At 66.2% G+C, this 14,156-nt stretch carries 6 protein-coding genes; all 6 read left to right on the top strand.

Annotated elements, in window-relative coordinates:
- Nucleotides 1-3: 3 nt before the first annotated feature.
- The 6 genes from QUG92_RS15860 (at nucleotide 4) to QUG92_RS15835 (ending at nucleotide 13,744) form a co-directional block, all read left to right on the top strand.
- A complete protein-coding gene (locus QUG92_RS15860; RefSeq protein ID WP_289459931.1) occupies nucleotides 4-1,512 on the top strand; it encodes an SCO6880 family protein in 1,509 nt (502 codons plus the stop codon).
- A 27-nt stretch (nucleotides 1,513-1,539) separates the two neighbouring features.
- On the top strand, nucleotides 1,540-3,207 hold the full coding sequence (locus QUG92_RS15855) for a putative type IV secretion/conjugal transfer ATPase (protein WP_289459930.1): 1,668 nt from the start codon (nucleotides 1,540-1,542) through the stop codon (nucleotides 3,205-3,207).
- Nucleotides 3,204-5,045 carry a type IV secretory system conjugative DNA transfer family protein gene (locus tag QUG92_RS15850; RefSeq protein ID WP_289459929.1) on the top strand — a complete coding sequence of 614 codons (1,842 nt, stop codon included), beginning with the start codon at nucleotides 3,204-3,206 and terminating at the stop codon, nucleotides 5,043-5,045. Before QUG92_RS15855 ends, QUG92_RS15850 begins: the two co-directional genes overlap by 4 nt.
- A gap of 26 nt (nucleotides 5,046-5,071) precedes the next feature.
- Entirely contained in the window at nucleotides 5,072-5,482 is a 411-nt protein-coding gene (locus tag QUG92_RS15845; protein WP_289459928.1) for a DUF4913 domain-containing protein, read from the top strand.
- A gap of 67 nt (nucleotides 5,483-5,549) precedes the next feature.
- On the top strand, nucleotides 5,550-6,596 hold the full coding sequence (locus QUG92_RS15840) for a hypothetical protein (protein ID WP_289459927.1): 1,047 nt from the start codon (nucleotides 5,550-5,552) through the stop codon (nucleotides 6,594-6,596).
- Between the two features lie 371 nt (nucleotides 6,597-6,967).
- Entirely contained in the window at nucleotides 6,968-13,744 is a 6,777-nt protein-coding gene (locus QUG92_RS15835) for a PA14 domain-containing protein (protein WP_289459926.1), read from the top strand.
- Nucleotides 13,745-14,156 lie beyond the last annotated feature (412 nt).

Below are 14,156 nucleotides of genomic sequence, written 5' to 3'. Positions count from 1 at the left end.
GTCATGAGCAACTTGGAGGGCCGCGCGAACGCGCGGACGTACGGCAACTGGCGCAAGCCCCGCACCCGTGGTGTGGGCGCGCTGGGCCTGTTCCCCACGATGTTCGGGTTCGTCGGTGCGGTGATGGTCATCGTCGTCGCGACGAACAAGGGCCTGATCGCGGGCCTCATCACCGCGGCGGTGTTCGCCGCGATCCTCGCCACGGTGGCGGTGAAGGACAAGCACGGAGAGTCGGGGATGATCCGCATGATGAACCGCTTCGGGTGGATGTTCGCGAAGAACCGCGGCTCGCACCTGTACCGCTCGGGCCCGCTCGGGTTCGCTGAGTGGGGCACGGCGCAGCTTCCCGGCCTCGCTGCCGGGTCGCGGCTCACCGAGCACCAGGACTCCTACGGACGTCCGTTCGCGCTGATCGAGGTGCCGTCGAAGAACGACTTCACGATCGTGCTCGGCGCGGAGCCGGACGGCTCGGCACTGGTCGACCAGGAGCAGGTCGATATCTGGGTGGCGGAGTGGGGTGCCTGGCTCGAGGCGCTGGCCGATGAGCCGGGCCTGGTCGCAGCGTCGGTGACGCTCGAGACGGCTCCGGACACGGGCACCCGGCTCGAGTCCGAGGTCCTCGGCCGCATCGACGAACGTGGGTCGGAGTTCTCCAAGAAAGTGCTGCGGAAGATCGTGGCGACGTACCCGGCGGGTGCGGCCACGATCAAGGCGTACGTCGCGGTCACGTTCAACGGCGCGACCCGCACGGGCGGCAACAAGCGCAGCTCGGAGGATATGGGCCGTGAGCTCGCGTACCGTCTCCCCGGCCTGACCCAGGGGCTGTCGTCGACCGGTGCCGGCTCGGCTCGCCCCCTGACGGCGCAGGAGCTGTGTGAGGTCGTCCGAGTCGCCTACGACCCGGCGGCCGCGATCCTGATCGACCAGGCCAACGCTGCCGGTCAGCCGCCCGAGCTGTACTGGCCGGAGGTCGGCCCGACCGCGCACCAGGCGTCGTGGGACTCGTACCGGCACGACTCGGCCCTGTCGGTGTCGTGGATGATGTCGCAGGCTCCCCGCGGCAACGTCGGCGAGTCGATCCTCGCTCGCCTCCTGGCACCGCACCGCGACATCGCTCGCAAGCGCGTGACGATGCTGTACCGCCCGATCGACCCGGCTCGCGCCGCGGCGATCGTTGAGGCGGACAAGCGGGATGCGGAGTTCATTGTCGGGTCCTCGAAGCGTCCAACGGGCCGGTCCCGGAAGGACGTCATTGCGGCGTTCTCGAACGAGACCGAGGAGTCCAGCGGTGCGGGACTTGTGAACTTCGGCATGGTCGTCACCGCGACCGTCGAGGACCCCGCCACGATCGACGACGCCCGCGCCGCGATCGACAGCCTCTCCGCGCAGGCGCGCATCCGCCTGCGCCCGGTGTACGGCTCGCAGGACTCCGCGTTCGCCGCGGGCCTGCCGCTCGGACTGGTGCTCCCGCGGCACCTGTCCATCCCGCACGACATTCGCGACCAGCTCTAACGAGCACGACGACGAGGGGACGCGCACATGCCCGCGCTTGATCAGGGGACCCGTCGGGTCACGAAGAAGCGAGCGAAGACGCTCGCAGCCGCTCCGGCGCAGACGCAGCCGGAACGGAAGAAGAAGCCCACCAAGGCGGAGCGCAAGGCAGCCAAGGCTGCCGGTCCCGCGTTCCGCCGGCCGACGCCCCGTGGCTGGCTCGGCCGCGGTCGTGGCGAGTCGGTCGTCGTGCAGCCCGCCCCGGAGTGGCGTGGCACGACGGTGCAGGTGTGCGGCCTCTGGCCGTACGCCGTCGGCTCCGGCAGCCCGATCAGCGGTGTCCCGCTCGGGCTGCACCTCGACACCGGCGCGACGGTGTGCGCGGACCCGATTTCGTGGTTCCAGGGCGGCATCATCAGCAACCCGTCGATCTTCGCCCTGGGCCTGCCGGGCCTCGGGAAGTCGACGCTGATCCGCCGGATGGGTGTTGGAGGCGACGGCATGGGCTACCTGCCGTTGGTGCTCGGTGACCTCAAGCCGGACTACGTCGACATGGTCCGTGCGCTCGGCGGGCAGGTCATCACCCTCGGCCGCGGCCGCGGGCACCTGAACATCCTGGACCCGGGCGGGGCGATCGAGGCTGCGGAGCAGCTTCGCGTCGCCGGGTTCGAACAGCAGCGGCAGCAGCTCATCGCGGACGCCCACGGGCGCCGCAACACGATGGTGTCTTCCCTGCTGACGATCCTCCGCAAGCAGGCCCCGAACGACGTGGAGGAGTCGATCATCGACGCCGCTCTCCGGGTCCTCGATGACGAGTTCCAGGGCATCCCCGTGCTCGCGGATCTGCTGCAGGTGATCCAGTCGGCGCACCCCGCGGTGCGCGACGTCGCCGTGGACCGCGGTGACATGAAGGCGTACCAGGAGATCACCCGGGGACTTGAGGCGTCGCTGATCAGCCTGACTCGCGGTGGCCGGCTGGGCGAGATTTTTGCGCAGCAGACCGACGTCGCGATGCAGCACGACAAGCCGGTGGTTTACGACGTGTCGAGCATCGACGAGTCCGACACCGACCTGCAGGCCGCCGTCCTCCTGGCGTGCTGGTCGCAGGGCTTCGGCACGGTGAACGTCGCGACCGCTCTCGCGGACGCGAAGCTGCAGCCGCGTCGGCACTACCTGATCGTCATGGACGAGCTGTGGCGCGCGCTGCGCGTCGGGAAGGGCATCGTCGATCGCATCGACTCCCTCACCCGACTGAACCGTCAGCGCGGTGTCGGCCTGGCGATGATCACCCACACCATGTCCGACCTTCTGGCGCTGCCGGACGAGCAGGACCGGATGAAGGCGCGCGGCTTCGTCGAGCGCGCCGGGATGGTCGTCGCCGGCGGTCTGCCTCGAGCAGAGATGGCGATGCTGACCTCCGCGGTGGCGCTGTCCCGGTCGGAACAGAACCTCGTCATGTCGTGGCAGAACCCTCCGGGCTGGTCCCCGGACCAGGAGCCGCCGGGACGCGGGAAGTTCCTCATCAAGGTCGGCGGGCACCCGGGGATCCCGGTGCACGTCGAGCTCACCGAGGAGGAGCGCTACATCAACGACACGAACAAGGCGTGGCACGCCACCGAGGTCTTCCCGGAGCCGGACGAGATGGTCGGGCTCGCCCCGGACCTCGCGGCCGTCACCGACGACGAAGCCGCCGAGTACGAGGAGGGTGCAGCGTGAGCCAGCAGCAGACGAACCGGCGCGCAGAGCCGGGCCGCTCGAACCCGATGACGACGCTGTACTCGTGGATGTTCGGGATCCTGATCGGCGCGATCGTGTCGGCGTGGATCGGCCTGGTGATGGCGTCAAAGCTCGGGAACGTGAACCCGGACCTGCCACGCGACCCGTTCAAGATCGCCACCGGCATCAAGAAGGGCACCGTCGAGTGGACGTCGCTTGCGACGGTGCTCTCGGTCATCGTCGCGGTGATCCTGATCGCCGTGGTGGTCATGGCGGTCAAGGTGTTCCACCCCTCGAGCAAGAACCGCACCCGAGTGGATACGTCCGCCCGGTACATGGCGTCGACCAAGGACCTCGTCGAGCTGCAGGAGAAGCGGTCCCTCGAGAAGTCCGAACGGCTTGGGGTGCCCGGCTGCCCGGGCGTCCCGCTCGGGAAGGACATGCGCTCCGGGAAGCTGCTCTACGCCTCGTGGGAGGACGTCACGATCGGTATCGCCGGTCCCCGTGTGGGGAAGACAACATCGCTGGTCGTCCCGGCGATCCTCGCCGCTCCGGGCGCGCTGCTGACGACGTCGAACAAGCCGGACACGGTCGAGACGACCAGGGGGCTCCGCGACGAGGTCGGCACGACGTGGGTGTTCGACCCGCAGGAAGTCGTCGACGAACAGCCGACGTGGTGGTGGAACCCGCTCTCGTATGTCACGGATGACACCACGGCCGCGAAGCTGGCCGGGCACTTCGCCGCCGGCTCCCGGGAGCCTGGCGACAAGGGCGATGCGTTCTTCGACCCGGCCGGTAAGGACCTGCTCGCTGGCATGCTGCTCGCAGCGTCGCTGGACAACCGTCCGATCACGGACGTGTTCACGTGGCTGACCGACCCCGACAACCGCGAGATGGTGTCCGTGCTGCGCCGCGGTGGGTACGACCTGATCGCGGACGACGTCGAGAGCCAGTCCCGCACGTCCCCGAAGCAGCGCGACGGCGTCTACGGGACCGCCCGGAAGATGGCGGCGTGCTTGAAGAACAGCCGCATCGGCCGGTGGGTGACCCCGGTCGGCGGCAACATGGCCGGTGATCGTCGCCCGCAGTTCAACCCGGACGAGTTCGTGCGTGGCACGGACACGCTGTACTCGCTGTCCAAGGAGGGTGAGGGCACCGCGGCGCCGCTGGTGACCGCGCTGACCGTCGCCGTCGTCGAGGCCGGGGAACGGCTCGCAAAGACGCAGCCGGGCGGCCGACTCAAGACGCCGCTGCTGTGCATCCTCGACGAGGCCGCGAACGTGTGCCGGTGGAAGGACCTCCCGGACCTGTACTCGCATTACGGGTCTCGGGGGATTCCGATCATGTCGATCTTCCAGTCCTGGTCGCAGGGCGTCGACGTGTTCAGTCTCGCCGGGATGCGGAAGCTCTTCTCCGCCGCCAACGAAGTCGTGTACCTGGGAGGCGTGAAGGAGACCGAGTGGCTGCGTGAACTGTCGGAGCTGATCGGTGACTACGACCACGAGACGGTGTCGTACTCGATGAACAAGGGCGTCCGGTCGACCAACGTGCAGAACAACCGCCGGAGGATCCTCGACACGTCAGAGCTCGCCGAGCTGCCCCGTGGCCGCGCGATCCTCCTGGCGTCGGGCCTCCGGTCGTCGATGATTCGCACGGCGCCCTGGTACGAGGGTGCGGACGCGGACAAGGTGAAGGCGTCGATCGCGGCGTACGACGCCGGCGAGCGGGTCGAACGGACCGCGTCGACGGCCCCAGCAATCGCCACGGTGCCTGCTGAGGGCAATCCGTGGCTGAACGCGTCAACGATGGGGCCGCTCGATGCGGAGGACAGACGGTGAGCATGGTTGCGGAGTGGGACGGGCACGTGGAGGACGTCGACGAGGACGACGCCGCTCTGCCGGAGCCGGAGCCGGAGCCGGAGCCGGAGACGTTCTACGGCTCGGCCGATGAGTTCGTACGCGAGTTTTTGGTCGTCACGTACCGGCGTGAGGTCAGCCCGAAGGGCGACTACCGGTGGGACGGCCGCTGGTGGATGCACCCAGAAGCGGTCGCGCGGATCGACGCGCTGTGGCGCACCTGGGAGCACTTCCGCAACGACGGAGCGACCGGGATGAGCGTGTGGTGGCGAGATCACGCCGATCACCACATGGGCGTCCTGATGAGCCCCGCGGGCCCGTTCGGGAAGTCGTCGGGCACGACAGACCCGGGTGAGCCGTTGCCATACATCGCACCACCGCCCGGATTGTTCGTCGATGTCCGCATGATTACAGGATGACCACGGCGACGGCACGCGGATGACAAATCACGACGAAAGCTCCCTCGTTCGTCCGTTGCGACAGGCAATGGTCGAAATCGGCGTATTTTCGGGGGTGCTTTGTCTACTAACAGTGGTCCTTGCGTCCCTGGACCCGCATGTTCAACGGCTGGGCTGGGCGGGTGTGCCGACATGGTTCAGCTCCGCCGGCACCGTCTTGGCGGCTCATATCGGCTGGTACTACGGCGCCCTCATTCCGCTGCTTCTTGGCTTCTACGCATTCATTGGAGGTGGCCAGCTGCTCGGAGTGCCACACGTGCAGCGAAGCCGTCGCAACCTGGGCTTGGTCGCCGAGCTCCTGACAGGTGCGACCTGGCCGCCGTTCTTGATCCTCTTATGTTCCGCCGCCGTTCATGCCGATCAGCGTGCCCTCATCATCGTCCTAGTTCCGGTGCAAGCTGTTGTCCTCTTCCTCGGCGCGCAGCTTGGCGGTTTCATCGTGTTCGACCGCGATGAGCGCCACCGAGCTGCAATTGCAAACGCCGAAGCAGCCCGAAAGACACTGACAGAACTTCGGAACCGGTCGCGGTATCCCGCTTGGCGAATCCTCCTGATGCACGCGCTTGTTGTTGGCGTCGTGTCGTGGCTGGCTGTAGTGGCGGTGTCTCCTGCGAAGCCGATCCTGTTGATGTGGCCGCTGCTGGTCGCGCTGATTTTGCTCGCCGTAGGGGTCGGCGCCGTGTTCATCGGTGCGATCTGGTTCTTCCTGGCGGCGACGGACCGAGTAACTCGGTTCCTCGCGTGGTGGGTGCCCTACGGGATCGTGTTGGTTCTGGTGCTCCTTGCGCTGTCGCAGCCCTTCTCCCGTGTCGCGATTGCGGTTGATGCTGCTTTGGCCGTGCAGCTGGTCTCAGCAGTGTTGGGCACGCATGTACGCAGCTCGCGTCGCTGGTGGAGGAACTGGAGTCTTAGCGGCGGCGGGAGGAGAAGCGCAGCTCGAGAGGTCGTCCGCAGATATGCCTCGGCGATGCGCGAAGCGCACTCGACGCGTCCGACCCTCGTCGCCACTCGCACGTTTGCTTCCGAGGTAAGGCGCTGGATCCGCGGAGGCTTCCGCTCATTTCGAGCCCGCTAGGGCGCTCTGCGCATGCCGGCAGCCTTCCCATCAACACGCGCACCGCCGCCGTGCGGGTAATGCAATGCATGAGATGTGCTCAAGTAGCCTCGCTGAGCGCATCTTCATAATGGACATATGTAACCCTTAACTGGTTCCAAGGGTGAACGATTTCGTCTACTTTTCTTGCTATCTAGCCCCACGGCTGTTTTGTCTCGTCCCCCAGTTCAACTGGACCCCTCGTTCGAGGGTCACGTCGAGAGTGTGTGGCTGTGTCTATGGTCAGGCTCGTGCTTCCTAGGGGGAGCGGGGATGCGCGCGGGAGCGTGCTGGGTTGAGTGGAGCCCCAGTTGTTGGGACGCCTTTCGCGAGCCGGTGGGTTCGCTGCGGTTGTGACGTCGATCGCATTGGTCGCTGAGGTACTCGTGGCTGCGCCAGCGCAGGCTGCGCCGGTGGAGGACCGGCCGGTGACTGCATTGCCGCCGGTGGTGTCCAACGCGATTTCAGTGCCGAAGCCGACCGTGCCGGACGGTCAGGTGGCAGCTCCTGCGATTTCGTACGAACAGGCGCCGAAGGCGACCTCCGCTGACCGGACGGCCGAGCTCGGCGATGACGAAGTGGTCATGTCAGCTCCTGCGTCTCCGTTCGACCCGGACACGTCCAAGCTTGTCGGTCAGTCGACGTTCAAGGACACCTACAAGAACGCTGACGGCACCAACACCGCGGTGATCTCGCAGACCCCGCAGAACGTCAAGAACGACGACGGCAATTGGGTCCCGGTGAACACCGACGTCGACGTGACCTCCTCGGGTGCTGGCGTTGTGGACAACCACCCGTTGGATCCGGTCTTCGGCGAGAACGCCGCTGACCCGAACGTCCTGTCGATGCAGCACGATGGCTTCACGCTGGCGTACACGCTCGAGGACGCAGCGGACAGCCCGTTGACGCACACGAACAAGGGCGGCGCGGGCGACGAAGTCACCTACAGAAACGTCTTCCCCGACACCGACCTGCACTACACGGTCACCAACGGGACCGTGAAGGAAGAACTCGTCCTCGCGACGCTGCCGACGAAGGCGCGTGATTCGTGGACATGGCACGTGACCGGGAAGGGTCTCGCTGCCACGACCGAGGCCGACGGGACGATGGTCTTCCGCTCGGACGCCGGCAAGGTCGAGTTCGCCATCCCGCAGCCGCAGATGTTCGATTCCTCCGGCGTGCAGAACGTACGGGAGCCTGCCGAGACCGCTGTGAACACGACGCTCGCGGCAGACGGTGACGGGTGGACAATCACGATGTCCCCCAACCGTTCCTGGCTTGCCGACCCGGCCCGGGTGTTCCCGGTGCACGTGGACCCGACGTCAGCGGTGTCGTGGTCGAACGACCAGCACGCCTACAAGTCGGACGGTGCGTCGATCACTGACGGTGTCATCCGTGTCGGCAATTCCCGTGACGGCGGCGACAAGTACTGGCGCACCGTGACGCACTTCAACTACGAGCAGGTGTTCGGTAAGCAGGTCATCAACGCCCGCGTCGACGGGTACCTGCACGACGCCGGAACCACGGACTCTTACACCGGCTCGGTGCACGTCGGGACGGCATTCAACTACGGCGGTGTCGGCACCAACCTCAGCGGATGGACGATCACGTCCTCCGGGTCCGCTCGAGGTTCCGGGGTCGCCGACCAGATCGCGTCCTGGGTGCGAAGCCGCTCCAGCGGCAACTACCTGGCACTCCGCGGGCAGGAGACCGCCGGCGCGTACACCTACAAGACTCTCGACGCGGCTCTCATCGTCGACTACAAGGACTTCCCGACCGCGGGTGCTGCGATCGCCCCGTCTCCCGCGAACGGCAAGCGGGGTCCGCTCGCGCCGAAGCTTGCGATCGGCGGGACAGACCCGGAAAAGACCGGACTCGACTACGCGTACCACGTCAGCACCAACAGCAACCCTGACGTAGGAACGGTATGGGACTCGGGTTGGGGTGCGCAGACGGTGCAGGTGCCGTGGGGAACGCTGAAGCCGGGCACGAAGTACTACTGGAAGGGCTTCGTCCGCGACGGCTACGACGGCGTGCACGGCACGTCGACGAAGGACGACTCCGCCGTCTACTCCTTCACCACGAACAATGCCGCCGTCTCGACGCAGAGCGGCGCGGCCCCGGCGGACGGCGTGACAGTCACCACGCTGACCCCGAAGCTGACGATCCCGTCGATCACGGACGCTGATGGTGACCCCGTGAAGGTGAACTTCACCATCGCGACCGGTACTGACGCCAGCTCCGGCACCGTGGTGTCCTCCGGGTGGTTCACCCCCACCAGCGGCGCACCGATCACGTGGGCCGTGCCGGCAAACAGCCTCCACGACGGTGGCTCGTACACGTGGACCGTCCGCACTGACGACACCTACGACAAGCCGCCGGTGGTGTGGAAGAACCAGCTGGTCGTGAACCAGCGGATCGGCGAAGCAGGCCCCGCACCGACCGACACGGCAGGTCCGGTGACGGTGAACCTCGCTAACGGCAACGTCGGCATGCGGTTCTCGTCCCCGACCGTGTCGACCCTCGGGGGCGACATGGGGATGGCGTTCAGCTACAACTCGCAGCAGGCTTCCTTCGGCGGGCTTACTGGCTCCTACTACGACGACACCCCCGCGTCAGGTGCTGCTCCCGACTACTCGTTCACCGGTAAGAGCCCGGTACTGGTGCGGACCGATCCGTCGCCGTCGTTCGACTGGAGCGCGGGTTCCCCGGGCCCGGCAGTGCCGAGCAACGACTTCCTCGTCCGGTGGAACGGATTCATCACGGTTCCCGCAGATGTCACCGGTCCGATGACGTTCAGCGTCGCCCACGATGACGGTGTCCGCCTCTGGGTGAACAACGCGAAGATCCTCGACAAGTGGGCGGTGTCGAACGCCACCGACACGTCCTCGTCGATCACGCCCAGCACGAAGGCGGTGCCGTTCCAGCTGGACTACTTCGACCACACCGGCGGCGCGAGCATCTCCCTGTCCTACACAGGTGCCGACGGAGTGACGAAACTGGTCCCGTCGGACTGGTTCTCCCGCCAGGTCGAATCGCTACCCGCTGGGTGGGGTGCCTCCACTGCTCTTGAGGGTGACAGCGGCGACTGGGCCAGCGCCCGCGTCGCCGAGAACACGGTCGTCCTGACCGACACCACCGGCACCGCCCACACCTACACCCGCACCGGAGGAACCGGATCGGCTACCGGGTACAAGGCGCCGGCAGGGGAGTACGGGCAGGTCGCGCTCGACCAGTCCGGTCAGGTCACCTTCACCGACGACGACGGAACCGTGACGGTGTTCAACGCCGCCGGTCGTGTCGCCACGGTCACCAGCGCCGGCGATGCGATCAAGCGCGCCGCCCCGTTCTCCACCTACCGTGGCGGCACCGGGATCATCGACCGCATCTCCGACCCGCTGTCGAAGCAACAGGACGGCTCCTACAACCGGCAGATCCGGTTCGCGTACGCCGGCGATAAGGCAACCGACATCGGCCTCAGCGCCGCGGACACGGACTCCACCGGCGCCGCGTGCCCGGTCCCGTCCGGCTTCGGTCAGGTCCCTGCGAACATGCTGTGCCGGATCGTCTACCCCAGCCACGTGGCCGGAAAGCAGGACACCACGCAGCTGTTCTACGACGGCAACGGCAACCTTTCTCGGATCCTCGACCCGGGCAACGAGCAGACCGACTTCGGCTACGACGCCGGCAAGCTCACCCTGCTCCGCGATGCGACCGCGAACGACTGGCTCGCCGCAGACACCACCCGCACAGTCGACACGAACTCTGCAACCACCATCGCCTACGCGGACGGCAAGGCCACCTCGGTGACCCTGCCCGCCCCGGACGGCGTCACAGCGGCGTCCCGCCCGGTGAAGACCTTCACCTACGGCGACAAGACCTCCTCCGTCGACGTTCCCGCACTCGGGCTGCCCTCCGGCACGCACGCGGAAACAGTCACGTACGACGACGCCTGGCGGCAGCTGACCACCACCAGCCCATCCGGCCTGACCTCGTCCCAAGTGTGGGGTGAGCGGGACAAGCTGCTGTCCTCCACCGACCCGCAGGGTCGGATGTCGACCACGATCTACAACGCGCAGGACCGCCCGACCGACACCTACGGGCCCGCACCGACGTCCTGCTTCCAAGCCAACCTCACCCCAACCGCCGCGTGCGCAGCAACCACCCCGCACACCTCCACCGGGTACGACCAGGACGCCGCCGGGAACCCGCTGCGCGGACTGAATGCGACCTGGTACGACAACGACCGCCTCGCCGGCGCACCAAAGTCGTATGGGCTTGGCGTCGGCAACAGCGACGGATCCATCAACCAAACATGGGCCAAGGGCAGCCCCGCTGCCGCTGGCGCTGGGTTCACCACGGACAACTTCTCCGTCCGTCTCACCGGCCTCGTCACCGCTCCACAGGACGGCACGTACACGTTCCTGACGAAGTCCGACGACGGGGCCCAGCTGTGGGTTGACGACCTCCCGCTGATCGATGACTGGGGGCCCCACTCCGCGACCGAGACCGCGGGCACACAGACGGTCACACTGAAGAAGGGGCAGTCAGTCAAGATCCGGCTGCAGTACCGGGAAGTCACCGTCGACGCATCCCTCGTCCTCGAGTGGAAAATCAACGGCGGCACCACCACCGTGATCCCGGGCTCCGCACTCACCCCGGACTACGGCCTCGAAACGACGTCGAAGACCGACGACCAGGCGCCAACCGGTATTACCGGCATCAGCGCATCGCAGATCAGCTCGTCGACGACCGCAACAGTGTTCGACAAGCCCTGGCTGGGCATGTCGAACGCCACCATCACCGACCCCGCCGGGCTGGCACTGAAGGAGACCGCAACCTACGAACCGCAGAACACCGGATACCTCCGACAGCTCACCCGCACCCTTCCCGCACAAGCAGCAGCTGCGTCGACGAACACGTACTTCGGCGACACGCAGACCGTCAAGGACGCTTATGGCACCACGGACGGGCAGATCTGCGGCGTCGACGTCGCAACCCAGCAATACGGGCAGCTGAAGACCACTACCGGCGCCGCCCCGGCGACCGGGAACGCGGTCACCACGTCGTACATCTACGACATCTGGGGCCGCACCGCCGGCACCAAGCAGTTCGGTGATGATGATTGGTCCTGCACCTTCTATGACGCCCGTGGCCGCGACGTGAAGGACACCATTTCCTCGTTCAACGGCCAGCCGGGATCCACCGAGACCACCTCGTTCTCCGACGACGGCCTCACCACGGTTGTCTCAGACGACAGCGTGGCAGGGTCCCCGAACGGGTCCAAGATCACCACCACCTCGAACCTGCTTGGCCAGGTCGTGAAGTACGTCGACGTGTGGGGAACGACCACCACGACCAGCTACGACGGCGCCGGTCGCGTCACCTCCGCGACCGCGGTCACTCCGGACGGCGTGCAGCACACAACCGGGCAGTCGTACGACATTGACTCGAAGGTGACCCAAGCCACCGCCGACGGAAAGGTCGTGACGGTTCCCACCTACCAGCAGGGCGAGGTCACCTCGGTGGCGTATCCGGCAGGGGACGGCAATGGCGGTAACGGCACCTCCGCGACTCTCATTCGAAACAATGCAGGAGAGCTGACCGGCCTCACGTGGTCGTTCCCGAACAATCAGCCCAAGATCAGTGATCAGGTGATCCGGTCACAGTCCGGCAGCATCCTGCAGGACACCATCGTCAATGGGCAGACCACCAACGTGTCGACATACTCCTACGACACCGTAGGACGCCTCGTCGCCGCGACCGTCCCACGGCACCAGCTGACCTACGGATTTGGACCGTCGTCCTGCACCCAGGCCGGGGCCGTCGGCACCGCGGGGAAGAACGGCAACCGCACGTCCTCGTCCGACCAGCTCCTCGACGCCGCCGGCAAATCGGTCGGCGCTGCAACGCAGGTCGAGTCCTGCTACGACGCCGCCGACAGGCTCATCGGCACTACGGTCACCAACCCGGTGACCGGTGCAACGCCGGTGAACCAGTCCCTGAGCCCCGACCAGCTAGCCTACGACGCCCACGGGAACACGACCCGTCTCGCGGATGAAATGCTTGGCTACGACGGCCAAGACCGGCACGTGCAGACCGCCCTCGATGACGGTTCCAAGGTGACCTACCTCCGCGACGCGAGCAATCGGATCGTGCAACGCACCGAACAAGCAGCCGACGGCACCAAGGCTGTCACCCGGTACGGGTTCACCGGCGACGGCGACACCCCCGACTTCGTCTATGACGGCTCATCGAAGCTCGCCGAATGGGATCTCCCACTGGCAGGCGGCGTCACCGTCGAGTACCGCCGCAGCGAGGCGGTCTGGTCCTACCCGAACATCCACGGCGACGTTATCGCCACCACCGATGCCACGGGCCAGCGCGCTGCGACGCCCCTGCCGGTGTACGACCCGTTCGGGCAGACGATGGACCAAACCACCGGGCTGTTCGGCACCACCACCGCGAACCAAACTGGCCTTGACACGCAGCAAGGCAACGCCGACTACGGCTGGCTCGGACAACACCAGAAGCTCACCGAACACCTCAGCTCCATCGCAACGATTGAGATGGGAGCACGACAGTACGTCGCAGCACTCGGGCGATTCCTTCAGGTCGATCCCGTCGAAGGGGGAACCGACAACGACTACGCGTACGTCAATGATCCGATCAATGGCTTCGACCTCGACGGAAACCGAGCGTGGTACCGGAAGGTCAACTGGTGGTTAGTTGCGGATGTTGCGTCCATTGCGCTCATGTTCATCCCGGGCGGAGCGGTAATCGGCGTCGGCATACGCGCAGTCTCCCTCGGCTTCAAGGTCGCTCGCGCAGGCAGAGCCGCGTACTCGCTCAGTCGAGACGTCGCAGGCGCAGGGCGCATTTTGTACCGCGCCCACCGATACGCGCGTAATGCCGCAGCCTTGGGTAGACAACGAGGGACTCTCCGTTCGGCCCGGATCGCTGGACGAGTCTGGGCCGGAAGGGGAGCCCGATGGGAGAGATCCGGGCATGGTCGCGGCTTCTTGCGAGGCAGGAAACGCTGGAGCCGCTACTCCTATGATCCGCGTAAGGGGCACAGTTACAACCTCGGCACCCAGCACATCAGAAGGAGCTACCATGTCTTTTACTGACTACCCGAATGGGCTCCCATCTTATGAAAATGGTTGGCCCACAGATGGACTTGTCGGCAAAATAATCTCGTCGAACGAATATGTCTGGCTGGAGACTTTCGGAGAACCGCCCGACGGCGGATTCGTACTTCACCTGCCGGGACATCGTGCTTTGCCGTCACTCGATGGTGAGGGATTTCCTGATCAGATGGCCGGGCTGCTCAGTGACCCCGTTCTCGTTCACGAGTTCCTGCGAGAGTACCCATGCGTTTGGGAAACCGACCCAGTCACGGTTGAGAAACTTGTCAATGAAAATTTCTCCGATCTTTACCCGGATATCAGAAAGCGCTCTCCGAAAACCTAACTGACTGCCGACGACGCATCCGCGACAGGGGTTACTAACCTCCCAGCTCGACGCGTTCCCTGCCGCCGG

Origin of the sequence: Curtobacterium citri, assembly GCF_030362955.1 — a bacterium.
GTDB lineage: Bacteria > Actinomycetota > Actinomycetes > Actinomycetales > Microbacteriaceae > Curtobacterium > Curtobacterium citri.
Note: the sequence above shows the minus strand (reverse complement) of the source record. Positions and strands in the feature narration are given on the sequence as shown.

Bases quoted from the DNA above. Each gene is read 5' to 3' on its own strand.
- QUG92_RS15860 (WP_289459931.1), top strand. From the start codon at position 4: ATGAGCAACTTGGAGGGCCGCGCGAACGCGCGGACGTACGGCAACTGG.
- QUG92_RS15855 (WP_289459930.1), top strand. From the start codon at position 1,540: ATGCCCGCGCTTGATCAGGGGACCCGTCGGGTCACGAAGAAGCGAGCG.
- QUG92_RS15840 (WP_289459927.1), top strand. From the start codon at position 5,550: ATGGTCGAAATCGGCGTATTTTCGGGGGTGCTTTGTCTACTAACAGTG.